Genomic DNA, 20,914 nt, shown 5'->3' on the forward strand with positions numbered 1-20,914 from the left:
ACTCGTCGCATTTCCCGCCCTGCGACTGCCAGCCGCACCTTCAGATCGAGCAGTTTCTCATTAAGAAGCGAGGGCAACTGGCGCTGGCTTCAAGGCGGACCGGAGTCTAGCCTGAGATGACGTGAGGGAGGCACCGTGGTGGGTAGTCGCGCATCCAAGCAGCTGGGTCAAGGCCCGGCGATGGATTTGATCAGGGTTGGAGCTGCAGGGCTGGAGGTTCTCGACGAGGGCTCGGGTGAGCCAATCGTGTTCATCCAGACTGCCCTCACTGCGGACGAGTTGTTCCCCGTGGCCGACCAGCTGCGCGACCGGTTCCGGACGATCGTCTACCACCGGCGCGGGTACGGAAACAGCACCCCTATTGCGGGGCCGGGATCGATCTCCTTGGACGCAGCCGACTGCAGCACCTTGCTGGAAGCATGACGGATCCCGCGGGCACACGTCGTGGGGTTCTCCTACAGCGGGGCCGTCGCGATGCAGCTTGCCGCGGACGCGGCGGAGAAAGTGCACAGCCTGACGCTGGTGGAGCCACCACCGGTGCACGTCCCAAGTGCCCCTGAATTCCGCGCCGCCAACGAGCAGCTCTTCGCCGCCCGCCGTGCGCGCGGACTCGAAGCGGCACTCGAAGAGTTCCTGACACTGGTCATCGGCCCGCATTGGCGCACGGACATGGAGCGGCACTTGCCGGGATCGGTCGAGCAGATGAGGCGGGACTCGCGCTCGTTCTTCGATATCGACATGCCCGCGCTGCTGGCCTGGCGGTTCGCGGCAGAGGATGCCAGCCGCATCAAATGTCCAGTCCTGCACGTGGGTGGCACCGACAGCGGGCCGTGGTTCGCTGAGGTTCGCCGGCTCATCCTGGGCTGGTTCCCGAACGCCGAGGACGTGGTGGTGGACGGCGCCGACCACTCGCTGGCCATCACCCACACCGCCAAGGTCGCCGTGGCCCTCAACTCCTTCATGCGACGCCACCCAATGTCCTCAAGCGGTGAGCCCCGGTAGCCGGAACTTGACCGACCGGCCCGGTCCGGTCCGGGAGAAGCATCGTATGGCTAACTGCCTCGCCGCGTGGGATGGGATTCGTCCGAGCCCGAGTAGCGCCGGATTCTTCTAAAAAACCGCATCGTTTTCCACGTTTCGCTCCCACTTGACGCGACAGCGTTGCAAGCGGACAGTAAAACTGCGCGACCGATCGTAACCACCACGGCGCCGACTTCGGCCGCACAGGAAATGACAGCTGCCATGAAGAAGCCTTTCGCACAGAAACAGCGGGTTAATACTGCTGCGCAGCCGTCCGGGGCCGCGAGGCTCCGGGCCTTGAGACCGCTGGGCCAGCACGATTTCAGGATCCTGATCACGGCCCTGTCCATCTCCATCTTCGGCAACGGGATGTGGGCCGTGACCATGGTCTACCAGGTCATCGCCCTCGGCGGCGGCCCGGCAGAGCTCTCCCTCGTGGCCGCGCTGGCAGGTCTCGGGCTGGTGTCCTTTGTCCTGCTCGGCGGCATTGCGGCGGACAGGCTCCCCCGCAGGCTGATCCTGATCAGTGTGGAGGCCGTAAACCTGCTGGCTCTGGCCTCCGTTACACTCCTGGCCCTGACTGGGCGGCTGCAGCTGTGGCAGGTGGCGGCCGCTGCGGGGATGCTGGGCATCGCGTCGGCTTTCTTCTTTCCGGCGTACTCCGCCATCCTGCCGCGCATCTTGCCGCCCGAGGAGCTTCTCGCCGCCAACGGCATGGAGGGCACCATCCGGCCGGTGCTGCAGCAGGCAGCCGGTCCCGCGGTCGCGGGCATGATCATCGCGGCTACCAGCCCAGGGCACACCGCTGCCCTCATCGCCGCCGCCCACACCATCGCCTTCACTATCCTGCTGCGTCTGCGCTCGGATGAGGGCAGCGAACCCTCCGTGCCCGCCCGGGCCTCTGTGTGGGCTGACCTGCGCGAAGGAGTTGCTTATACGGTCCGCACGCCGTGGCTGTTGTGGACGCTGCTCTACGCCATTGTCCTGTTGCTGCTGCTGATGGGGCCGCTGGAAGTGCTGCTGCCCTTCGCCATCCGGCAACAGCTCGGCGGCGGGGCCCAGACGTTCGGATTCATGCTGGCGATGTTCGGCATCGGCGGCGCGGCCGGTGCGCTGACCGTGTCCAGCTTCCGGTTGCCCAGGCGCTACCTGACCCTGATGATGTTGCTATGGGGCTTTGGGACAGTACCGATGGGCATTCTCGGTTTGACCAACAGCTTCTGGCTTATGGCGGCAGCGCTTGCCACCTGCGGCTACACCTGGGGTATGGCGCAGGTCATCTGGGGAACGCTGCTGCAACGCCGGGTTCCACCCCATCTGCTCGGCCGCGTCTCCAGCCTGGACTTCTTTGTCTCGCTGGCGCTGATGCCGGTGTCGATGGCTCTCGCGGGTCCGGTCGCCGAAGTGGTTCCGATCTGGCTGATCTACGTGGTGGTTGCCGTGGCGTCACCCGTGCTCGCCATCGCTGCCATCCTCATTGGCCGGATGCCGCAGGATGAAATCACACATCCGCTGGATACTGCGGCCGAAAGAGCCACACAGCGGGCGCAGCCGCCGCCGTCGTGAGCCGCACTTAAGCCGAAACGGCGGCGCCAGCCAGGCACCGCCGTCGTTGTTTGAGGTCTGGGGTTTACCGAGGGCGGTAGGTGTTGACCATCGGGCAGTCGAACGGATCCCGCGCGGACAGGCCTACCTTGTTGAGGTAGTTGATCACGATGCCGTACGACTGCGGCAATGTGGTCTCGGTGTAGGGGATCTTGTGCGTGGCGCAGTACTCACGGACGATCTCGCTGGCGTGGGCCAGGTTGGGTCGCGGCATGTTCGGGAAGAGGTGGTGCTCAACCTGGTAGTTCAGCCCGCCCATGAGGCCGTTGACAAAGCGGTTGCCCAGCCGGGTGCGGCCGGTGATGTTGCGGCTGGTCAGGACTTGGCGGCTGAGGAAGTCCACCTTGGAATCCTTCGGGATCAGCGGCATGCCCTTGTGGTTCGGCGCGAAGGAGGCACCCATGTAGACGCCGAAGACGGCCAGCTGCACGCCGATGAAGGCGAAGGCCATGCCGAGCGGCAGGAAGTAGAAGATGGCCGCGATGTACAGGGCCAGCCGGGCGAAGACCATGCCCAGCTCGCGTTTGCGGCCCTTGACAGTCTCGCGCGAGAACAGGTACCGGATGGACGTGGCGTGCAGGTTCAGGCCCTCGAGCGTGAGCAGCGGGAAGAACAGGTAGCCCTGGCGGCGGGTCAACCAGGCCATGAAACCCTTGCGCTCGGCGACCTGTTCCGGCAGGAACGAAATGGTGTCCTGCTCGATGTCCGGGTCCTTGCCCAAGGTGTTGGGGTTGGCGTGGTGGCGGTTGTGCTTGTTCATCCACCACTGGTAGCTGATGCCGACAAAGACGTTGGCCAGCACGCGGCCGGCACGGTCATTCGCCGGGCCCGATTCGAACACCTGTCGGTGCGAGGCCTCGTGCGCGATGAACGCCAGCTGCGTGAACAGGACGCCCAGCACGCCGGCGATGATCAGCTGGAACCAGCTGTCGCCCAAAAGCACGAAGCCCGTGGCGGCGCCGGCCAGCCCCAGGCAAAGGGCGACGAAGAGGGTGATGTAAAAAGAAGTACGACGGCGCAGCAGGCCGGCTTCGCGGATGGTCTTGATCAAATTTGAATAGCTGCTCGAGGCAGCCGTTCCGCGGGTGGTGCGGGTATTGCGCGGTGACGCTGTGATGCTCATACGGCCTTCGGGGGATTGAGTCCGACTTCCCAGCCGTGTGATAAACGGGCGTGTGCCCTGCAGATACGTTTCAGTGTAACCGCCGAATCTGGACGGCGGCTGAACGCTTACGAAGCAGTGGCAGCAGCAGTGGTAATTGGCCCTCCCAAACATCCTGTACAGTTATCCCCGTAGTTGTTGTGTTGCGCATTTGATTTTGAGCAACAGGTTCCTCCGCCGGAGTAACTTGTGCTTCTCTGAACGGCCGTAAAGAACACCGCTGCGAGGGGTCCCGAAAAGCGGGATCTCATTCAAGGCTCTAGAGGAGTACAAAAATGGCAACAGGAACTGTGAAATGGTTTAATTCCGAAAAGGGCTTCGGCTTCATCGCTCCGGACGACGGCTCTGCCGACGTTTTCGCTCACTACTCGGCTATCGAAGCCAATGGTGGCTACCGCGAACTGCGCGAAGAGCAGAAGGTCGAGTTCGAGACCACCCAGGGCCCCAAGGGCCTGCAGGCTGCGAACATCCGCGCCCTCTAAAGGTGGCTGCGGCTAACGCCGCACACTGATTTCCAAACGGAGCCGGTTTCTTCTCACGAAGAGACCGGCTCCGTTTTTCGCTCCCCGCTCCCCGGGACGCTCCACTAGCAAGAAGCAGACCCGGGAGGGCAGAATGGTTGTTATGCTCCTAACCACCGTTGACCCCAGTGCCACCGAATTTGTGACCGAGGTAGTGCCGCAGATCCTGCTGATTGGCGGCGCCGTGGTAGTTGCCATGGGTCTGGCATTCGCCGTCACGTGCTGGCTGGTGGTGCGCCGGATCCGTCGTTCCGGCGTGGTGCAGCGCGGGGTGCGGAAGGGCAGCATGGCCGTCCGGTCGGTCGCCGCGGACGATGCCGGACGCAAACTGGCGCGGCTGAGAATGCAGTTGGAGCGCTCCTCCGAGGCAACTGTCCGCTCGCTGGCTGCCGCCGATGCCCAGGGCCGGCCGCTGGGCGATCTGCCGGCGGTAGCCGCCAACCTTGCCCGCGCGGAACGTGCCTTGGACGAACAGTTGCACCTGGCACAGCGCGAACCGAATCCGCAACTGCGCAAGACCCTGGTCCCGGGGCTCGCCGGGCAGGTCGAACGGCTTTCCGGATTGTCCGCGGAGCTGCGCCAGTCACTGCTGCAGAACGGACATACCGTCAGCACCTCCCAGATCGAGCGTGTCAGTACGCATCTGGCGATGGAAGTGGATGCCCTGCGGACCTGGAACACGGCTTACGGCTCGCGGCAGCTCCCCTGAGCACGGCCGTGACACTGCCCCGCTCCTCTCACCGGTAAGGATCCTGCCATGTCGATCGGACGACGCCTTTCCCGCATCATCCGGGCCAAACGGTCGGCCGCCAGCCAGGAGCCCGAGAACCCGATCAGCTCCCTCGATGGCGCCCACCAGCAGCAGCTGGACCTGCTGGACCAGGCCCGCCGCAGCGTAGCGGACGTCGCCGCGAACCGCCGGCGCGTGGAACTGCTGGCCGAGCAGGCCGCCGCCGAGGTGGCTGCACTCAACCGCTCCGCGGAAGAAGCGGTGCAGGCAGGGAACGACGACGGCGCGCGGCAGGCTCTGCAGCGCAGCATCACCGTGGGCAAGCGGCTGGAAACCCTGACGGCACAGCGCCAGCAACTGGACGTCCAGGTGCGCGGGCTAGAACAGACCCTCATGCGGCTGGAGCACGGGATCGAAGACTCCAGATTGCGCTATCAGTCCCTCAAGGCAGACCACAACGCGGCGCAGGCCGCCCTCGGGATGCGCGAAACCCTGAGCGCGGCCGGCCAGCGGGCCGCCGCGGCAAACGCCGCCGCACGCGAAGCGGAGCAGGAGGCCCGCCGGATGCAGGCCCAAGCCGCGGCCTACGAAGAACTGGCATGGTCGGACCCGAACTCGCCGCAGGTCCTGCAGGCCTTTGAGGAACTGGAGACCAGGCTGGGCGCGGAAGAGGAGCTCAGGCAGCTCAAGGAGCGCCGGAATCCCGGCCAGTAGCCGTTTTGATTGTTGACAATCCACATTCGCCAAGCCTGACGACCTAGAATGGTCGTGATGACAGTGGCGAATGGTCAACAATCGACGGAGGGCTTCCAACATGCCTGGACTTGACGATCTGGCGGCGTTGGAGGAGCGTCCCACCGCTGTGCTGATCGCCAACCGGCTGCGGAACCGCATCATCAATGGCTCCTTTGAACTGGGCGAGCAGGTCACCGAGGCTGCCATCGCCGCTAAGCTCAAGGTGTCCCGCGGGCCTGTGCGCGAAGCACTCCAGCGTTTGAGCCAGGAAGGCCTGCTGGTGGGCCACCGGAACCGCGGCGTCTTCGTCCTGGAGCTGACGCCGAAGGACGTCCACGAGATCTACGTTGCCCGGCGTGCCGTGGAAACAGCGGCCGCTTCCGAAATCATCGGGGCCGGCGACAAAGCCGTCAAGCAGGCCGCACGAAAGCTGACCACTTTGGTCCGGAAACTGCCGGATGCCGTGGCTGCGCGGGACTGGAGCAAGGTCGCCGAACTGGACCTGAAGTTCCACGAAACGCTCGTGGCCGCCTCAGGTAATTCGCGTCTATCACGCATGTTCGTCACCCTGGCGGCCGAATCCCGGATCTGCATGGTCCACGTCAGGATTTCCTACCGCCGGATCGACATGCTCGTCGAAGAGCACCAGCAGATGATCGACCTGCTCGTTGCCAAGGATGCCGGGGGCCTGCATGCCGCCATCGTGAACCACATGGAAACGGCGACGGTTGACCTCACCGAGTCCATGGAGGAAATGCTGCGGCTGCAGGAAGCAGACGCGGCAACTTCCGACACCGGCACCGGACCGCCTTCGTCCGACGGCCAGACGCCTGGTCGCGATGGGAAGACACCGGCCGGAGCGGCGGCCAAGCCGGACGCCGTTTCCAAGCCCGACGCCGAAACAGTCCCGGCGCCGGCCAGCGGCCTGAACACCCCGCCGGCTGAACAGTACGCCGGCTGATCCGCCCAAGGCGGCTGAACGTTCCGCGGCCTGGTCTACTCCCGCCGCTCCCCTGCCGCGAGCACCGGCGGCCGCCCGAATTCCCCGCGTGCCTGCTCATATGCCGCGGCAGCCCGCAGCACCAGCGCGTCGGCGTGCCGCGGACCCACAAGCTGCAGCCCCACCGGCAGTCCTGAGGCGGTCAGACCGCACGGCACACTGATGGCCGGCTGTTGGGTCATGTTGAACGGGTACGTAAACGGGGACCACTGGGCCCAGCGCTTCAGGCCGGATCCCGGCGGAACTTCACAGCCGACGTCGAACGCCGGAATCGGCATGGTGGGCGTGACCAACAGGTCATACTGCTCGTGGAAGGCGCCCAGCCGCTGGCCCAGCTTCGCCCGGACAGCGTTGGCGTCCAGGTACTGGTCCACGGTCACCGCATGGCCCTGCCGGCAGACCTCCAGCAGCCCCGGGTCCAGCTCGCCCCAGCGCGCCTCGTCGTAGGCGCGGATGACCTTGCCGGCGCCGGCAAACCACAGCGCGTGGTACTCGTTGATGGGATCTTGGATGCCCGGATCCGCGGTCTCGACCTCCGCCCCGAGCGTGGCCAGCAGGTCCACGGCCCGGGCCACCAACCGCGCCACCTCCGAATCAACGGTGGCGAAACCCAGGTCAGGGCTGAAGGCGATCCGCAGCCCGTTGATACCGTCGTGCAGCCCCTCGGTGAAGGACTGCCGCGGCGGCGCCAGGGCAGACCAGTCCCGAGGATCGGAGGCCGCGAGCACGTCCAGCAGCAAGGCGTTGTCCTCAACCGTCCTCGTCATCGGCCCGGCGTGCGCCAGCGTGCCGTACGGGGTCGGCGGGTACAGCGGAATGGTGCCGTAGGTCGGCTTCATACCCACAATCCCGGAGAACGACGCCGGAATGCGCACCGAGCCCCCGCCGTCGGTCCCCACGGACAGCGCGCCCATCCCCAGCGCGACGGCGGTTGCCGAGCCGCCGGACGAACCGCCGCAGGTCTTCGACGCATCCCACGGATTGCCGGTGTTGCCCGTCAGCGGATTGTCCGTCACGCCTTTCCAGCCGAATTCCGGCGTGGTGGTCTTGCCGACAAACACGGCGCCGGCGGCGCGCATGGCGGCGACCACCGGGGCGTCCTCGTTCCACTCCTGATCCGGGCTGATCAGCCTCGAGCCGCGCAGCGTCGGCCAGCCCTTGGTCAACAGCAGGTCCTTGATCGAGGTCGGCACGCCATCCAGCGCTCCGGCCGGCTTGCCCGCGGCCCAGCGCTGCTCCGATTCCCGCGCCGCGGCCAGCGCCTCATCCTCCGCGACCAGGCAGAACGCGTTGAACTCGGCGTTGTGCTCTTCGATGCGCGCCATGCTCGCCTCGGTGGCCTCGACCGGCGAAAGCTCACCGGCCTTGTACCCCTGAAGCAGTTCTGTCGCGGAGAAGTCGGCGAGCGCCGTCGTCGTTGTTTCAGCGGTCATGGTGATCAGCTTCCTGCCGGAATTCGGATGGCTTCGGTGGAGCGGAACAGGCTGCCCAGTCCGCTGAAATTGCGCAGCAGGCCGGCGATGCGCAGCCCCTCCCAGACGGTGACCTGGTTGGCTGTGAGCACGGGCTTGCCGACGGCGTCCTCGAGTTCGTCGAGCCAGACCAGCGAGTGCATGGCGGTGTCCGGAATCAGGACCGCCTCCGCTTCGGGACGGTCGGCGGCCGCGGCCATGCGGGCGATGTCGTCCAAGCCCATCAGGCCCACCTCCCCCGCCGTCGCTATCCCGCTGCTGCCCAGATGAACGACGTCGATGCTTGCGTCCGCGAGGAAGCGCCGGAAGTGCCGGGCCAGGTCTTCGGGGTAGCTGGCGGCTATGGCCACCCTGGACAGCCCGAGGTGCTTGACCGCGTGCGCGAAGGCCAGCGAGGTCGAGGATGCCGGCAGGCCCAGGTCTTCGCCGATCCGTCGGGCCTGCTCCTGCGCGCCATCCCAGCCGTACACGAAGGAGCCGGAGGTGCAGGCCCACATCACCGCATCGGGCTGGTAGGCCGCGGCCCGGCGCGCGCCGTCGAGCAGGTTGGCCGAACTGCCCACGCTCAGGAGGGTGTCCACCGTATGGAGCACGTCGCCGCCGGCCGTGGTGACCACCGGCAACCGCAGCTGGCCGGCAAGGCGTTGTTCCAGCCGGGGGAAGTCGTCCTCGGCTCCGACTCCGGGGTAGAGCAGTCCAATGGTGGGCACTCGGTTCATGTTCTGCACCTGCTTTCTTTCAGTCGAGTTTTACGGTTCGGTGGGGTAGACGGTCAGGAGCCGCTGGCCCGGTCCCACCGGCGCCAGGCCAAGATGGTGGAGGGCGGCCCACATGACTGCCTGGTTGGCCGTGATGATGGGCTTGCCGAGCAGGCGCTCCAGCGGCTCGATCAAGTGGTAGGTCGGAAGATTGGTGCAGGCCACCACGATCGCCTCGGCATCCGGCCGGTCCGCGGAAACAATCAATTCGGCGGTGTAGGAGTAGGGCACCTTCCAGATCTCGCCCGAGAGCCCGAGCATCGAGACGTGCCGGACGTCTATCCCGCCCTCATTCAGATATTTCACGAAGCGTTCGGTGACGGGTGCTGTGTAGGGCGTGGCGACGGCGATGCTGTGCAGATCGAGTGCCGCCAGGGCCTTGAGGATGGCGCCGGAAACGGTGAGGACATTGGGCACGCCGTAGCCCTGCACGGCGGAGACGAATTCCCGTTCACCCTGCAGGCCATGGATAAAGCTGCCGGAGGTGCAGGCATAGATATAACAATCCGGTGATACGGCACTGATCCGCCAGGCCGTGTCGGCAACGATGTCCGGCCGGCTCACAAGCTCGGCCTGTTCGACGCCGACCAGGACAGGCTCGAAGGGCGAGCGGGCGAAATAGAGGTCGGCGCGCCCTTCGGCCCAGCGCGCCATCTCGTGATCCAAGGCCATGTCATAAGGGGCGACAACGCCGATTTTGTTCAGCACCAGCGGACCTGCCGGGATGACGGCTGCATAGCTCGCAATAGAAGTCATTCCGCCCTCCGAACGCTCCTTGTGATGGTTGATTGTTGACAATCGTAGGGCATGATCGGTTATGCTCGCATTAAGAATTCGAGGAAATTTTTTTGTGTATTTTTTCTGCTCGAGCAAGGAGAATCAGGTGGCGCGGTTTATCAAGGTTTCGCTGGAACAGCGGCAGGTCTCCTGCATTGCCAAGCTGCTTGACGAGGAGGCTCCACGGACGGCAGCGGCGGTCTGGGATGCGCTGCCACAGTCCGGCCAGGTCTTCCACGGCAAGTACGCGCGCAACGAGATCTACAACCTGCTGCCAGCGTTCGCACCGCAGGAACCCGGGCCGGAAAATACCACCATCACCCCGATCCCCGGCGACCTGTGCTACTTCACCTTCAACGCGGACATCCTCCACACCCCCGCGTACGGCTACAAGGACGACGACCGGGTCCAGACGCCGGAAGCCATTATCGACCTGGCGTTGTTCTACGGCCGCAACAACCTGCTGATCAACGGGGACCAGGGGTGGGTGCCGGGAAACGTCTTCGGGACCGTGGTCGAAGGGCTCGAAGAAATGGCCGCTGCCTGCCAGAGCATCTGGATGGACGGAGCGCGCGGAGAGACCCTGACGTTCTCGCGCCACGAGCCCGCCAGCTGAGGCTTGAACAGCTACCCAATCTGCGGGAGTGTGTCCGGCCAAGGCTGGCGCCCCAGCAGCTGAAGTAAATACCCAATTTGGGGGTTGTTGGCACGTTATCGCAGGCCTAGTGTTACAGACACACCGCAGAAGCACGGTGTAGGGGCAAGCTCTTTGGGGAGGGCTTCACCAGTTGAAGCAAACTGGAACTGTGCACGACAACGAACCGGTCCGGGTGATGCCGCGAGCGGTTTTCGCACAATACGAAACGGCACGCGAGGATGCGCGGCCGGGGGCCTGTGCCGTTTTTAGGGAAACGAGGCGAACGCCCGAGGGGTTCGCTGTGCCCGGCAAAAACCAGGAAGTAAAAAGTCATCATGAAAAAGTCAGTAACTTGGCGCCTGTTTACTCTAATCACAGGCATGTTGCTTGGACTCCTCGCAGGACTGGGATTTGCAGCACCAGCCAGCGCAGACACCGGATCCGCCGCCACCGTTGCCGATGGGCCGCACGACGACGACGACAATCGGCGTGACTGGGACGACGACAATCGGCGTGACTGGGACGACGACAACGGGCGTGACTGGGACGACGGCGACAATGACGACGCTGAACTAGATATCGAAAGGATCCGGAACAGGGCCGTCAAGGTCACCGGCGAGAACTACGAAGACGACCAGCGGGTCACCGTCTACCTTTTCCGCAACGGGCATTTCGTGGAGAAGGAACGCGTACGGCTCGACGACGATGAGGAAGACTTCACCGTCAGGTTCCGCGACCTGCGTTGTGGCCGCTACGTGGCCTTCACCCACAGTGAAGAAGAAGGCTGGGTACGCAGCGACGACTCGGTCCGCATTTGTAACCGTGATCGCGACGGCAAGCACTAATAGGATCAAACACTAATAGGATCAAAAAGAAGCACGGCGTCAGGCTGTGCGTGGAGGGCCGGGCTGTCCCGGTCCTCCTCCTTCGGGCTCCGCTGCCTGCGGAAATAGCCGGACCCCGGCAGCTGGGGCGAGCGGCCGGGGTCCGGGGCCTTTGACCATCTGGGGTCTCTGACCACTAGCTACTTTCGTATACGAGGCTTGGAAAAACCTCTACGCAGATTGCCGCCGGCGCTTGGGGAAGGCGATCCGGTCAAAGTCATTCGCGGCTTGGACGACTGCTCCACCCGCCTGCGCCCGAGCCTGTTCCGCCAGCGGGCCAACATCGACGTAGCGCGACGAAAAGTGGGTCAGCACCAGGAGACCAACCCCGCCGGCGGCCGCTAGAGCACCTGCTTGTCCAGCCGTGAGGTGACGGTACTGGGCGGCCAGTTCGGCGTCGTCGTCGTCAAACGTGGACTCGGCCACCAGCATGTCGGCGCCGTCGGCCAGTTCCTCAGCACCCGCACAAGGAGCCGTATCCATCACGAATGCGAAGCGCTGGCCAGGCCGCGGGACACTTACGTCCTCCAAGTTCACGCCGCGCAGCTTCCCCTCGCGCTGGAGACGTCCGACATCGGGCCCTGAAATGCCGGCTTCAGCGAGCCTCTCCGGCAGGAAGGTCAGGCCATCAGGTTCGACAAGCCGATAGCCGTAGGTTTCGATGCGGTGCTGCAACGGCCGCACCTCTAGCCCCGGTGCGATCGGCCCAGCCTCCGCGTGCGGATGCAATCGCAGATCGATTCCCGGGGACGAAACGGACACCAGCGCTTTCACTATTTCCTCGCCCGAAGCCGGATAGTGCAGATGCACCGGATGCGCGACGCCGTCCAGCGCCATGCGCGACAGCACGCCGGGCAGGCCATAGCAGTGGTCGCCGTGAAGATGGGTAAGGCAGATGCGCGTGATCTGCCCAGCGGAAACGCCTGCATAAATCATCTGTCGTTGCGTACCCTCCCCTGGATCGAAGAGGAGTCCCTCGCCGTCCCAGCGCAGCAGATACCCGTTATGGTTGCGGGTCCGCGAAGGGACCTGCGAACCGGTACCGAGGACAACGAATTCACGCATGGAACAGAGTGTGCCACTTATCGGTGGCGCACGGGCTACTGTGCGAGACGGGTGCGGACGATCTCGCTGACGGCTTTGCCGTCAAAGCGGCCGGCTACCTTGGCAGTGACCGGCTTCATGACCACGCCCATCTGCCGCATCGAGAGTTCTGCGCCGTCGGCCTTGAGCCCGGCTATGACCTCGTCCACGATGGCCTCCACGTCCGTTGCCGTGAGCGGCTCCGGCAGGTAGGCCTCGATGATCTCCGCTTCGGCAATTTCGGCGGCAGCGCGGCTCTCCTGACCTGCCTCCGTGTAGGTGTTCGCAGTGTCGCGTCGCTTGGCCGCTTCCTTCTGCAGGAGGGCTGTCACTTGGACATCGTCCAGTTCCATCGGCGTCTTGCCTGACTTCTCGCGCGTGGCGATTTCCCCCAGAATGTTGCGCACGGTGGTCAAAGCAACCTTGTTGCCCGCCTTCATATGTACGACGACGTCAGCCTGGAGTTGTTCTTTGAGCGTGGCCATAGTGTTCCTCGATTCGATAGCCGAACATATCCTGCCTCCACAATAAGTCCTCCTCGCGCCGAGGATTCACGGCATGCCTTCCGGAACAGCTGACTGCAGACCGCCCAAAGTGGTGGCGAGCGAAGAAGCCCCGGCCGAATGCGACCGGGGCTTCTTCTAACTGCTCGGAGGAGATGTCCTAAACCGCCGAAACGATCCAGATGATCAAGGCAATGGCTGCCAGGACGCCTACGATGGTCCAAATAAGATTGCTTCCACGCATGTTGCTTCCTCCATTCTGTTTGTACTCCCCATTATTTGCACAGGAGAAACGTTTTAAGGGGAGAACGGCAATATCCGCTAGGTGGCTTGCATCACGACAGCGGCTATCCCTGTCGACGTGACCTAGAGGGTTCCGGGATCAGGCTCCGGCAGAAGTCCCAGCTGCATCATGAAATCCAGTTGGTCCCAGTAGAAGTGGTGGGAAGTTATCAGGCCGTCTTCTGCTCGGGCAACATCACAACTTCTGAGCCTGAGCTGCCGACCCGTCGGCGGCACAATCCCACCGGAGGGCGTATGCATTTGGCCGGTGTGGGTCCCGATAAAATATCCCTCGTCAATTGCAACGCTTCCAACCTCGTTCCTTTCAAGAGACCCGTAGACGGCGTCCGGAAACGCCTCTGTCAGCTGCGACATGTAGCTGCGGATGGCGTCCCGTCCTCTGAGTTCGCCTTGATCAGGTGTAACGGCCACCGCGTCCTCGGCGTAGCAAGCAGCCAACGCCGCCAAATCCTTCGATGCCATCGCCGCGGTCATCTGGTCCATGATCTCCCGCGCCTCACTCATGGCTTCCTCGCTTCATCAGTCGCCCTACATGTGCTCGGGCCATTCGCTGGCGTGGTGCCTTTTTACGAGGGCACCTGTTCATTTCTAGTACACGCCCGGGATCAGGGCAGGTCAATGGGGCGCCTCCTGCCCGAAAGGGTTCTGTGCTCCCAAAGGGACAGGTAGGATCGCGTCCATGGAATACGTCGTGATGTACAGCCTTCGTGACGGCGTCGATCACTCGCGCATCATGGAGACGTTCCCCCGTCACAAGACCTACTATGAGGCTTTCCGTGCCGAAGGCGGAGGGCTCATTGCTCTTGGCCCGTTCCAGACCGCTGATCCTGCCGGTGCCTCGATGGGAATCTGCTTCGCAAGAGGACGCTGAACGTTTCTTCGCCAACGATCCATTCGTCACCGAAGGTCTTGCAGAACCGCGAGTCCTCGAGTGGGACGTTGAACGCTTCGAATAGGCGGCACATCCTGGCCGATGTCGGCTGTCTCAGCCTCCTCTAGTACAGGATTGAGCCCTAGGTGAGCAAACCAGGCGGAGGACATCTTCTCAGGGCCGATTCGGAGTCTTCCGCTCTGCAGACGACGCAGCCATGGGAGGATTTCCCCATGGGGAGAAGGATCGATGTCATCCCACTTTGGCTGCGGCGGACCGGCGTCGAAGTGCTCGGCTGGACCTTCATCCTTATTGGTGTCGCGATGCTCGTATTGCCGGGCCCGGGCCTGCTCGGAATCGTGAGCGGCCTGGCAGTGCTGTCGCTACACAATGTCTGGGCAAAGAATCTGCTTGGCAGGGTCAGGACCCGTGCGATCAGGATAGCCATTGCGGAAGTGCAGACGTGGCCTCGCATCCTGGCTGGTGCCATGGGCGGGCTGATGGTTGTTGCTTCAGGCGTCCTATGGACTGTCCAACCGTCCGTGCCGGACTGGTGGGTGTTCGGTGAGCAGTGGTGGCTTCCCGGAGGATGGGGCGTCGGGCTTGCCTTGATCTCCACCGGCCTGATAGCACTGCTCATCCTTCTCTACTGCTTTCGCAGGTTCCGCCGGCCCCGTTCCTCGTCACCCCGCGGCGGGTCAAACCCATAGGCCTACGCCCTGTTCAATAGGTGACATCTCAGGCATCACCGGATTCCGGATCTACTCCGCCCGTCCGGGCACCTGACGCTCCGGCTCCTGCTTGGCCGTAGCCACATACCCCTGCTCCGGCAAAATCATGATTGCCGTTGCCAAAACACCTCAGTAACGAACGATGGCGGCACGGTCCGGCCCGCCGACCCGGGGCGCGGAAACTCGTCGTCGACGGACTCCTGAAAGCGCCCTTGTTCCATGTCCGGTTCGGCGGCCACTGTAATTAGTGCTAGTCCACGGAATATAGCTTCCTACCGTTGCCCGTACACGTTCCAACGGTCCTCGACAACTCCTGGGTCCCTAGGTAAGCCTGATGTGAGAGGTTTTTGTCGGACTTGTGGAGGGAGCAAGTGGTGGGTATGCAACACGTGGCTGATGGAACATGGGCCAGCGGGATGCCGTGGATGCGGCTCGGATCCGGTCTGCCGTTGGTCTTCCTGCCGGGGCTGACTTCGACTCACCGGCTGCCGCACGGCCAGGACCGCAGGTTCCAACTGCAGGAAGTCAAGCCTTTCGCGGCCAAACGCGAAGTGTGGTGGGCAAACAGGCGTCCCGGCCTGGACCCGGACGCCACTATGGCGGACATAGCTGCTGACTATGCTGAGGCGCTGCGGACATCTTTTGGGCAGCCGGTCGATGTCCTGGGTTTCTCGACCGGCGGCAGCGTCGCCCTGCAACTGGCCGTCGACCATCCGGACGTGGTCCGGCGGCTCGTTATCCTTTCTGCTGCCGGCCGGCTCAGCAGTACAGGCCGCCGGGTCCAGCGCCTTGCAGCTGACGAGATCCGTGCAGGGCGGCCGCGTCGGGCTGCGGCGGCAATGATGGCGATGCTGGGGAACGGGCCGGCCAGTAGCAAGGTACTTGCCGGCACAGGGTGGCTGCTAGGACCTGTTTTCTTTGGCGACGCAGACAAGGACATGTTGACGACAATCGACGCCGAAGATGCGTTCAACCTCATGGCGAGGCTCTCCGAGATCGTTTCTCCGGTGCTGGTGGTGGGCGGGGGCCGCGACAAGTTCTATAGCGAGACACTGTTTCAAAGCACCGCGGAACAAATACCTAATGGACGTCTGGTGCTATACAAAAGGCGCGGCCACGTGGGTACTGGTGCGCCCGGTCTCGCAGCGGGCGTGCTGGAGTTTCTGGACGGGCAGGCATAGCATCCAGTCAGGCGCGCACGCTGTCGCTGCCCGTTTTCCCGTTGAACCGGCCGGCGATCTCAACCGCCACCGGCTTCATCAGCTGGCCCAGCTCGAGCGTGGACAGCTCTACCCCCTGAGCCTTCAGGTCTTCCACGACGTCCTGGCCGATCTGTTCAAACTCGGTGCGGGTCAGCGCCTTGAATAGCGGCCAGCAGGCAAAAGCTGTCCGTGTCCACAAGGCCGCAAAGGTATGTTCAAGCCGGAGGCTCCAGCCTATCCGCTGCTGTCGTCGATGGAGGGCACAATGACCTGCCAGGCCTCTGGCTCCAGCGTCCACTCTCGTTGCAGGAAGGGGCCGCCTATCTCACCGTCGTTGCTGACGTAGAACGCGTTGCCGTCCGTCGCGTCGACGCGGACGCTGCGGCCACGTGCACTGCGCACGTCGTCCCGCCGGGCGTGGCTTCCATCCGACAGGCCCAAGGCATAGGCCAGGCGCGGAAGCAGCCTGACCGACTCCCAGACGACGACATCAACCTCGCGGTCATAAGGATCCGCCTTCGGAATCAAGGCTGCACCGCCGCCGACGGTGCAGCCTACTCCAAGAGCAACCAAGAGGACTTTGGAGGAGTCGTTGTGAACGACTTGCCCGTCCACCCGGGCAGTCAACGCCCACCCGTTCCGGCCAACCCTGGCAGCAAGGGCGCCCAGCGCATAGCCCAGCTTCCCGAGCCGCAGCTTCGACAGCCTCTTCTTCATGGAGGCGCCCTTGCTCGCCGCCGACGCACCGATGCCCAGATGCACGGCGTTGACGGCAACGGTCGCCTCGTTACTGACCAGCAGTCCGATCTTTTGTGCGTGACCGGCGATGATGGTCCGAGCCGCCTGCGCAGGGTCGAGGGGGATGCGCAGCGCGCGGGCCAGATCATTGCCGGTGCCCAGCGGAATGATACCGATTGGGCCGGTGCGCTGCAGCTGCCCGTCACGATGGAGACGCTGAACGGCAGAATGGATGGATCCGTCCCCGCCCAACAAGACCAGAAGGCGTCCGTTGAGCCGGTGCAGCGCGGCGTCCAACTCATCGAGGTCCCTGGTGCGGACCAGCTCGAACGTACCGCCGGACTCCCGAGCCGCTGAGCCCAGGACGTCGGCGGCAACGTCTACCGTCTCCGGCTCGGCGGTGCCTGCAGAGGCATTCGCTATGGCCAGCACATGCTGGGCTGCCATTATTTCATTCCCGGTCGTCGACGCTGCTAGTGCAAACCTACTTATCGCGGCAGCATCCGGCCGAACATAGCCTGCGGGTTCTTGGTGGCCTGCCCCGTGAGGCGCCTACTCGCCTCCCCCACCACCGCCGTCGGAGCCTGCCTCCGCTGCGCTTGAATCGGAATCCGGCGGCGAGCCGTCCGACGTTCCGTCAGGATGAACTGATTCCTGGCCCGTGACCAGGAAGAGCGGTGCCATCGTGCCGGCCCCGTCGCCGTCGCTCCTCTTGAAAGGGCCGTTGTACAGATCCTTGTCGGTCGCTGCCTTCTGACGCTTGGCTGCGACGAGTATGGATACAACGGCGACTGCGAACGCGCTACCCAGGGAACCTGCGAGAATCGCGGTGACGGAAGGTTGCATAGCAGCCACTTCAGGCCTTCTTGTATGAGTGCTTCTGGGAAGCTGCTTACGCGCCACCGCCGCCGGAGTCGCAGCCGGAACTGCCGCCGGAGTCAATATGGCCTCCGAAAGTGCCGGCTGTGTAAGCTCCTGGAGCGGCCCAGCCAGAGCGCTGCCAGGGGTGGACGTGCTTTTTCACCTTGCGGTCAGCACGGGTCGAAAGCAGCAGCCAGACAACGGCAGCCACTACGAGGACGATCATGACGATGGCGAATCCCATGTGAGCTCCTGTCCCTTGGCTTCAGCGTAGGTGTTAGACCAACTGCGGACAATAGCCTGTGAGCCGGCAGCGTGTTCCATTTGTGCCACAGCTTGCGGCACAATTACCGTTCCGCGCCACCGTGCCAATCAAGCCCTGGTGAGCTGTTACGGCCTTCAACGGGCTGTCCGGCGTCGAGCCAATTGGGACCTGCAGCTGTACCGGCGGCACTGTCGTGGGAGGATTTACCCCATGGGGAGAAGGATCGATGCCATTCCGCTATGGCTGCGACGGACCGGCGTCGAAGTGCTCGGCTGGACCCTCATCCTGGTTGGTGTCGCGATGCTCGTGTTGCCGGGGCCGGGCCTGCTCGCCATCGTCGGCGGACTCGTGGTGCTCTCGGTGCACAACGTCTGGGCAAAGCATCTAGGCGACGGTGTCTTGATCAGCTAGTCCGGCATCTACCCGATGTCTTACTGTCAGCCCTTCACGCAGAGGATGGTGCGCAGGTGCTGGACGACGTCGACCAGGTCCTTCTGTGCGTCAATGACGCTGTGCAGATCCTTGTAGGCGCCGGGGATCTCGTCCACGATCGCCTGGTCCTTGCGGGATTCCACGCCTGCGGTCTGGGCGATCAGGTCATCGACCGTGTAGGTGCGCTTGGCAGCGTTGCGCGACATCTTCCGGCCGGCCCCGTGAGAGGCGGACTGGAAGGACGCGTCGTTGCCGCGGCCACGGACCACGTAGGAGCCGGTGCCCATCGATCCCGGGATCAGGGCCAGGTCGCCCTTGCCCGCCCGGATGGCACCCTTCCGGGTCACCAGCATCGTCTCGCCGTCGATGATCTCTTCGGCAACGTAATTATGGTGGACGTTGATTTCCTCACCGAAGGTAACGTTTGCCGAGCCGAAGTGCTTGCGGACCTGCTCCTTGAACAGCGCCATCATGATCGAACGGGACCGGGCAGCGAAGTCCTGGGCCCACCAGAGGTCGCGCCGGTACGCGTCCATTTCCGGGGTGCCAGCCAGGAACACGGCGAGGTCCTTGTCCACAATGCCTTTGTTGTGGCTCAGGCCCTTGGCGATCTCGATGTGCCGCTCCGCCAGCTCTTTGCCGATGTTCCTGGAGCCGGAGTGCAGTGTGAGCCAGACGGCGCCTGCTTCATCGACGCAGACTTCGATGAAGTGGTTGCCGCCGCCGAGGGTACCGAGCTGGTGGTGGGCGCGGGACTCGAGATTCTGGACCCCGCCGTGGAGGTCCTTGAACCCGTCCCAGAACGTCTTCATGCCGTGGTCGAGACCCAGACGCCTGAGGTTCACCTCATGCTTGTGGGCGTTGAAGCCGACGGGGATGGCGGCCTCGATGGCAAGGCGGAGGCCGTGCAGGTTGTCCAAGTCGCTCTCGCTCAGGGAAGTCTTCACCGCGGAGACACCGCAGCCGATGTCCACGCCGACAGCCGACGGAGAGACTGCCTGCTTCATGGCGACGACGGACCCGACAGTAGCCCCTTTGCCCAGGTGGACATCGGGCATAACCCGAACGCCGTGGACCCAGTCCAGGGTGGCGATGTTGCGCAACTGCTGGAGTGCGGCCGGCTCGACCTCGTACTCGTTCGCCCACAGGTGGACAGGGTGCTTCGTGCCCCTAAGTACTACCGGGAACATGGTCTCCCTCTTTCGTTTGTCCCATCACGAGTATGACCGGTCGGGGATCTCGGTGCACGGCCTAATGCCGCACTCTTCGTGAGGGAACAGGCCGGGATCGAACCGACTCCGGGAGGCCTCCCAGTTCAACCACCTCGGGAATCGAACCCGGATACGGTGCGTAAGCATGCAGTGCACCTCGCGCTGCCAGTCATGGCCATTCTGGGCAAAAGCTGAGCAGCGGCTCTTAGCTTGATGTGAACCTGGCCCTTCGCCACCTCCGGGGGAGCAGCCTCGATACCTTGGAATTGAACGGATCACCAAAGAAAGGAGCTGATGGGAGTGGGAATCAAGCCAATCATCGAAACGTACTGCGAAAACGGTATCTGGAAGAGTCGACGGCAGGACAGCCAACAAATCTTCGCGTCAGGCGGCACTAGGGACCAGGCCATCGCCCTCGGCCGTGCCGCCGCGAGGAACACTGGGGCCGAGCACATCGTCATGGATGCCGAAGGGCGAATCAGCGAACGCCGAAGCCTCCCCAGCAGGCGGGCGCACGGCGCGGCAGGGGCAGAACCCGCCCTCTCCGCGGGTTAGGGTGAAAACTCCCTGACATTCGAGGAGAGCACCATGCAGGAATTCTTCGCGGCCGGCGCCGAGGGCAACAAGGTCGATGCCTCAGTCGAGGCGTACATCATGAACACCCTGCTCGGGGACGGCCACCTGCTCCAGATGAACAGGATCGGGGCGATTGTTGTCGTCACCGCCTACATGAAGTTGGGTGACTTCCAGACGGTCATCTGGGACTGGCGGGCGCAGCAGGATCCGGACGTCGGATGGATCATCGCCGAACTCAATAACCTTGAAGCCGCCGAAGGGTTCCACTTCGCCCTCACCCAGTCGCTCTACAACGGCGAATTCGGCAGCACCCTCCGGGAGGAAGCCGCACGGTACCCCGACGTCGGCAGCATCATCCCCGAATAATGCGGGCCCAGACAATCGGTCGTGGAACTACCGACGATCCTTGGAAGCTCTTCTTTTGACCAGGCTTGAATGCTCCACCTGAGCACCAAAGACCAGGAACAGCGCGGAGCAGAGCGCGAGGAACTTGGTCACGCCTCCAAAAATCCGGCATGGGCCAGCGGCTCGAACCCTAAGAAACTGCCCAAAGAGGCAAAGTGTGGGGAAAGTGTGGGATCGCCCTTAGGAAGGGACGAAAATCCCCATCAATAGTGGAGCTTAGGGGAATCGAACCCCTGACCTTTTCATTGCGAACGAAACGCTCTACCAACTGAGCTAAAGCCCCGTGCCACTGCGTTCGATCATATGGCGGCTGGCGGCTTTGGAACAAGCTGAGGCGTCAAAAACCTTTACGCGCCCTCGGCCAGGGCCGGCAATAACGAATCGGGAGCACTTCTTGCGCAGTCGCCCTGGCGACCTGCAACAGACCTAAAA

At 63.7% G+C, this 20,914-nt stretch carries 27 protein-coding genes and 1 tRNA gene; 15 read left to right on the forward strand and 13 right to left on the reverse strand.

Going from position 1 to position 20,914, the window contains the following annotated elements; all coding sequences use genetic code 11:
- Positions 1 to 138: 138 nt before the first annotated feature.
- The 3 genes from AC20117_RS05040 (at position 139) to AC20117_RS05050 (ending at position 2,586) form a co-directional block, all read left to right on the forward strand.
- Positions 139 to 423 (forward strand): alpha/beta fold hydrolase, encoded by a 285-nt coding sequence (locus AC20117_RS05040; protein ID WP_158300432.1) that lies wholly within the window; start codon positions 139 to 141, stop codon positions 421 to 423.
- A gap of 21 nt (positions 424 to 444) precedes the next feature.
- Positions 445 to 1,002, forward strand: a complete 558-nt coding sequence (locus AC20117_RS05045) for an alpha/beta fold hydrolase (protein WP_074700702.1) — start codon at positions 445 to 447, stop codon at positions 1,000 to 1,002.
- Positions 1,003 to 1,242: 240 nt separating this feature from the next.
- A complete protein-coding gene (locus AC20117_RS05050; protein ID WP_083339721.1) occupies positions 1,243 to 2,586 on the forward strand; it encodes an MFS transporter in 1,344 nt (447 codons plus the stop codon).
- A gap of 64 nt (positions 2,587 to 2,650) precedes the next feature.
- Here AC20117_RS05050 and AC20117_RS05055 read toward each other — a convergent pair whose 3' ends face one another.
- Positions 2,651 to 3,748 (reverse strand): fatty acid desaturase family protein, encoded by a 1,098-nt coding sequence (locus AC20117_RS05055; RefSeq protein WP_074700701.1) that lies wholly within the window; start codon positions 3,746 to 3,748, stop codon positions 2,651 to 2,653.
- Between the two features lie 314 nt (positions 3,749 to 4,062).
- Between AC20117_RS05055 and AC20117_RS05060 the strand changes: the two genes are divergently transcribed.
- The 4 genes from AC20117_RS05060 to AC20117_RS05075 all read left to right on the forward strand — a co-directional run bounded on the left by AC20117_RS05060 (position 4,063) and on the right by AC20117_RS05075 (position 6,734).
- A complete protein-coding gene (locus tag AC20117_RS05060; RefSeq protein WP_074700699.1) occupies positions 4,063 to 4,269 on the forward strand; it encodes a cold-shock protein in 207 nt (68 codons plus the stop codon).
- A gap of 142 nt (positions 4,270 to 4,411) precedes the next feature.
- Positions 4,412 to 5,017, forward strand: a complete 606-nt coding sequence (locus tag AC20117_RS05065; RefSeq protein WP_139186783.1) for a hypothetical protein — start codon at positions 4,412 to 4,414, stop codon at positions 5,015 to 5,017.
- A 48-nt stretch (positions 5,018 to 5,065) separates the two neighbouring features.
- Positions 5,066 to 5,752, forward strand: a complete 687-nt coding sequence (locus tag AC20117_RS05070; protein ID WP_074700696.1) for a PspA/IM30 family protein — start codon at positions 5,066 to 5,068, stop codon at positions 5,750 to 5,752.
- Between the two features lie 100 nt (positions 5,753 to 5,852).
- Positions 5,853 to 6,734 carry a GntR family transcriptional regulator gene (locus AC20117_RS05075; RefSeq protein ID WP_170837950.1) on the forward strand — a complete coding sequence of 294 codons (882 nt, stop codon included), beginning with the start codon at positions 5,853 to 5,855 and terminating at the stop codon, positions 6,732 to 6,734.
- A 35-nt stretch (positions 6,735 to 6,769) separates the two neighbouring features.
- On the opposite strand, the gene AC20117_RS05080 is transcribed toward AC20117_RS05075, so the two are convergent.
- From AC20117_RS05080 to AC20117_RS05090, 3 genes are read right to left on the reverse strand one after another with little or no spacing between them, the layout of a single operon-like run.
- The gene (locus AC20117_RS05080; RefSeq protein WP_074700694.1) at positions 6,770 to 8,206 is read right to left on the reverse strand and encodes an amidase; all 1,437 of its coding nucleotides are present in this window, start codon (positions 8,204 to 8,206) and stop codon (positions 6,770 to 6,772) included.
- Positions 8,207 to 8,211: 5 nt separating this feature from the next.
- Positions 8,212 to 8,964: a maleate cis-trans isomerase family protein gene (locus tag AC20117_RS05085; protein WP_074703208.1), complete on the reverse strand. Its 753-nt coding sequence runs from the start codon at positions 8,962 to 8,964 to the stop codon at positions 8,212 to 8,214.
- 30 nt (positions 8,965 to 8,994) lie between these two features.
- Positions 8,995 to 9,759 carry a maleate cis-trans isomerase family protein gene (locus AC20117_RS05090; RefSeq protein WP_074700693.1) on the reverse strand — a complete coding sequence of 255 codons (765 nt, stop codon included), beginning with the start codon at positions 9,757 to 9,759 and terminating at the stop codon, positions 8,995 to 8,997.
- Positions 9,760 to 9,886: 127 nt separating this feature from the next.
- Between AC20117_RS05090 and AC20117_RS05095 the strand changes: the two genes are divergently transcribed.
- A complete protein-coding gene (locus AC20117_RS05095) occupies positions 9,887 to 10,396 on the forward strand; it encodes a DUF3830 family protein (RefSeq protein WP_101632540.1) in 510 nt (169 codons plus the stop codon).
- Between the two features lie 401 nt (positions 10,397 to 10,797).
- The gene (locus AC20117_RS05100; protein WP_101632541.1) at positions 10,798 to 11,262 is read left to right on the forward strand and encodes a hypothetical protein; all 465 of its coding nucleotides are present in this window, start codon (positions 10,798 to 10,800) and stop codon (positions 11,260 to 11,262) included.
- A gap of 210 nt (positions 11,263 to 11,472) precedes the next feature.
- Here AC20117_RS05100 and AC20117_RS05105 read toward each other — a convergent pair whose 3' ends face one another.
- The 3 genes from AC20117_RS05105 to AC20117_RS05115 form a co-directional block, all read right to left on the reverse strand.
- Positions 11,473 to 12,366 carry a ribonuclease Z gene (locus AC20117_RS05105; protein ID WP_074700689.1) on the reverse strand — a complete coding sequence of 298 codons (894 nt, stop codon included), beginning with the start codon at positions 12,364 to 12,366 and terminating at the stop codon, positions 11,473 to 11,475.
- A gap of 35 nt (positions 12,367 to 12,401) precedes the next feature.
- Positions 12,402 to 12,869, reverse strand: a complete 468-nt coding sequence (locus AC20117_RS05110; protein ID WP_074700688.1) for a GatB/YqeY domain-containing protein — start codon at positions 12,867 to 12,869, stop codon at positions 12,402 to 12,404.
- Between the two features lie 384 nt (positions 12,870 to 13,253).
- Positions 13,254 to 13,673 (reverse strand): ester cyclase, encoded by a 420-nt coding sequence (locus AC20117_RS05115; protein ID WP_236777446.1) that lies wholly within the window; start codon positions 13,671 to 13,673, stop codon positions 13,254 to 13,256.
- A gap of 196 nt (positions 13,674 to 13,869) precedes the next feature.
- On the opposite strand from AC20117_RS05115, the gene AC20117_RS05120 reads away from it, so the two are divergent.
- The 3 genes from AC20117_RS05120 (at position 13,870) to AC20117_RS05130 (ending at position 15,973) form a co-directional block, all read left to right on the forward strand.
- Positions 13,870 to 14,061, forward strand: coding sequence for a hypothetical protein (locus tag AC20117_RS05120; protein ID WP_236777447.1), 192 nt, complete (start codon positions 13,870 to 13,872; stop codon positions 14,059 to 14,061).
- A 233-nt stretch (positions 14,062 to 14,294) separates the two neighbouring features.
- Entirely contained in the window at positions 14,295 to 14,771 is a 477-nt protein-coding gene (locus AC20117_RS05125; protein ID WP_074700684.1) for a PGPGW domain-containing protein, read from the forward strand.
- Between the two features lie 410 nt (positions 14,772 to 15,181).
- Positions 15,182 to 15,973: an alpha/beta fold hydrolase gene (locus AC20117_RS05130; protein WP_158300433.1), complete on the forward strand. Its 792-nt coding sequence runs from the start codon at positions 15,182 to 15,184 to the stop codon at positions 15,971 to 15,973.
- Positions 15,974 to 15,980: 7 nt separating this feature from the next.
- Here AC20117_RS05130 and AC20117_RS05135 read toward each other — a convergent pair whose 3' ends face one another.
- The 4 genes from AC20117_RS05135 to AC20117_RS05150 all read right to left on the reverse strand — a co-directional run bounded on the left by AC20117_RS05135 (position 15,981) and on the right by AC20117_RS05150 (position 17,837).
- Entirely contained in the window at positions 15,981 to 16,193 is a 213-nt protein-coding gene (locus AC20117_RS05135; RefSeq protein WP_074700682.1) for a hypothetical protein, read from the reverse strand.
- 35 nt (positions 16,194 to 16,228) lie between these two features.
- Entirely contained in the window at positions 16,229 to 17,179 is a 951-nt protein-coding gene (locus AC20117_RS05140; protein WP_074700680.1) for a diacylglycerol/lipid kinase family protein, read from the reverse strand.
- Positions 17,180 to 17,284: 105 nt separating this feature from the next.
- Positions 17,285 to 17,587: a hypothetical protein gene (locus tag AC20117_RS05145; RefSeq protein WP_139186781.1), complete on the reverse strand. Its 303-nt coding sequence runs from the start codon at positions 17,585 to 17,587 to the stop codon at positions 17,285 to 17,287.
- A gap of 37 nt (positions 17,588 to 17,624) precedes the next feature.
- Complete coding sequence (locus tag AC20117_RS05150) at positions 17,625 to 17,837, reverse strand: hypothetical protein (RefSeq protein WP_074700676.1); 213 nt, start codon at positions 17,835 to 17,837, stop codon at positions 17,625 to 17,627.
- 231 nt (positions 17,838 to 18,068) lie between these two features.
- Here AC20117_RS05150 and AC20117_RS05155 point away from each other — a divergent pair, with 231 nt between their 5' ends.
- Positions 18,069 to 18,269: a PGPGW domain-containing protein gene (locus AC20117_RS05155; protein ID WP_074700675.1), complete on the forward strand. Its 201-nt coding sequence runs from the start codon at positions 18,069 to 18,071 to the stop codon at positions 18,267 to 18,269.
- A gap of 26 nt (positions 18,270 to 18,295) precedes the next feature.
- Here AC20117_RS05155 and AC20117_RS05160 read toward each other — a convergent pair whose 3' ends face one another.
- On the reverse strand, positions 18,296 to 19,480 hold the full coding sequence (locus AC20117_RS05160) for an RtcB family protein (RefSeq protein WP_074700674.1): 1,185 nt from the start codon (positions 19,478 to 19,480) through the stop codon (positions 18,296 to 18,298).
- Between the two features lie 321 nt (positions 19,481 to 19,801).
- Here AC20117_RS05160 and AC20117_RS05165 point away from each other — a divergent pair, with 321 nt between their 5' ends.
- Complete coding sequence (locus AC20117_RS05165; protein WP_236777448.1) at positions 19,802 to 20,056, forward strand: DUF2188 domain-containing protein; 255 nt, start codon at positions 19,802 to 19,804, stop codon at positions 20,054 to 20,056.
- Positions 20,057 to 20,089: 33 nt separating this feature from the next.
- Positions 20,090 to 20,443, forward strand: a complete 354-nt coding sequence (locus AC20117_RS05170; RefSeq protein WP_074700670.1) for a hypothetical protein — start codon at positions 20,090 to 20,092, stop codon at positions 20,441 to 20,443.
- A gap of 249 nt (positions 20,444 to 20,692) precedes the next feature.
- Here AC20117_RS05170 and AC20117_RS05175 read toward each other — a convergent pair.
- Positions 20,693 to 20,765, reverse strand: a tRNA-Ala gene (locus AC20117_RS05175).
- Between the last annotated feature and the right edge of the window lie 149 nt (positions 20,766 to 20,914).

Source organism: Arthrobacter crystallopoietes, from assembly GCF_002849715.1.
GTDB classification, from domain to species: Bacteria; Actinomycetota; Actinomycetes; order Actinomycetales; family Micrococcaceae; genus Crystallibacter; species Crystallibacter crystallopoietes.

What these genes read in the sequence shown, in the direction of transcription:
- AC20117_RS05050 (WP_083339721.1), top strand. Translation starts at nt 1,243, where the DNA reads ATGAAGAAGCCTTTCGCACAGAAACAGCGGGTTAATACTGCTGCGCAG.
- AC20117_RS05055 (WP_074700701.1), bottom strand. Translation starts at nt 3,748, where the DNA reads ATGAGCATCACAGCGTCACCGCGCAATACCCGCACCACCCGCGGAACG.
- AC20117_RS05060 (WP_074700699.1), top strand. Translation starts at nt 4,063, where the DNA reads ATGGCAACAGGAACTGTGAAATGGTTTAATTCCGAAAAGGGCTTCGGC.
- AC20117_RS05065 (WP_139186783.1), top strand. Translation starts at nt 4,412, where the DNA reads ATGCTCCTAACCACCGTTGACCCCAGTGCCACCGAATTTGTGACCGAG.
- AC20117_RS05070 (WP_074700696.1), top strand. Translation starts at nt 5,066, where the DNA reads ATGTCGATCGGACGACGCCTTTCCCGCATCATCCGGGCCAAACGGTCG.
- AC20117_RS05075 (WP_170837950.1), top strand. Translation starts at nt 5,853, where the DNA reads ATGCCTGGACTTGACGATCTGGCGGCGTTGGAGGAGCGTCCCACCGCT.
- AC20117_RS05080 (WP_074700694.1), bottom strand. Translation starts at nt 8,206, where the DNA reads ATGACCGCTGAAACAACGACGACGGCGCTCGCCGACTTCTCCGCGACA.
- AC20117_RS05085 (WP_074703208.1), bottom strand. Translation starts at nt 8,964, where the DNA reads ATGAACCGAGTGCCCACCATTGGACTGCTCTACCCCGGAGTCGGAGCC.
- AC20117_RS05090 (WP_074700693.1), bottom strand. Translation starts at nt 9,759, where the DNA reads ATGACTTCTATTGCGAGCTATGCAGCCGTCATCCCGGCAGGTCCGCTG.
- AC20117_RS05100 (WP_101632541.1), top strand. Translation starts at nt 10,798, where the DNA reads ATGTTGCTTGGACTCCTCGCAGGACTGGGATTTGCAGCACCAGCCAGC.
- AC20117_RS05105 (WP_074700689.1), bottom strand. Translation starts at nt 12,366, where the DNA reads ATGCGTGAATTCGTTGTCCTCGGTACCGGTTCGCAGGTCCCTTCGCGG.
- AC20117_RS05110 (WP_074700688.1), bottom strand. Translation starts at nt 12,869, where the DNA reads ATGGCCACGCTCAAAGAACAACTCCAGGCTGACGTCGTCGTACATATG.
- AC20117_RS05115 (WP_236777446.1), bottom strand. Translation starts at nt 13,673, where the DNA reads ATGGACCAGATGACCGCGGCGATGGCATCGAAGGATTTGGCGGCGTTG.
- AC20117_RS05120 (WP_236777447.1), top strand. Translation starts at nt 13,870, where the DNA reads ATGGAATACGTCGTGATGTACAGCCTTCGTGACGGCGTCGATCACTCG.
- AC20117_RS05125 (WP_074700684.1), top strand. Translation starts at nt 14,295, where the DNA reads ATGGGGAGAAGGATCGATGTCATCCCACTTTGGCTGCGGCGGACCGGC.
- AC20117_RS05140 (WP_074700680.1), bottom strand. Translation starts at nt 17,179, where the DNA reads ATGGCAGCCCAGCATGTGCTGGCCATAGCGAATGCCTCTGCAGGCACC.
- AC20117_RS05150 (WP_074700676.1), bottom strand. Translation starts at nt 17,837, where the DNA reads ATGGGATTCGCCATCGTCATGATCGTCCTCGTAGTGGCTGCCGTTGTC.
- AC20117_RS05155 (WP_074700675.1), top strand. Translation starts at nt 18,069, where the DNA reads ATGGGGAGAAGGATCGATGCCATTCCGCTATGGCTGCGACGGACCGGC.
- AC20117_RS05160 (WP_074700674.1), bottom strand. Translation starts at nt 19,480, where the DNA reads ATGTTCCCGGTAGTACTTAGGGGCACGAAGCACCCTGTCCACCTGTGG.
- AC20117_RS05170 (WP_074700670.1), top strand. Translation starts at nt 20,090, where the DNA reads ATGCAGGAATTCTTCGCGGCCGGCGCCGAGGGCAACAAGGTCGATGCC.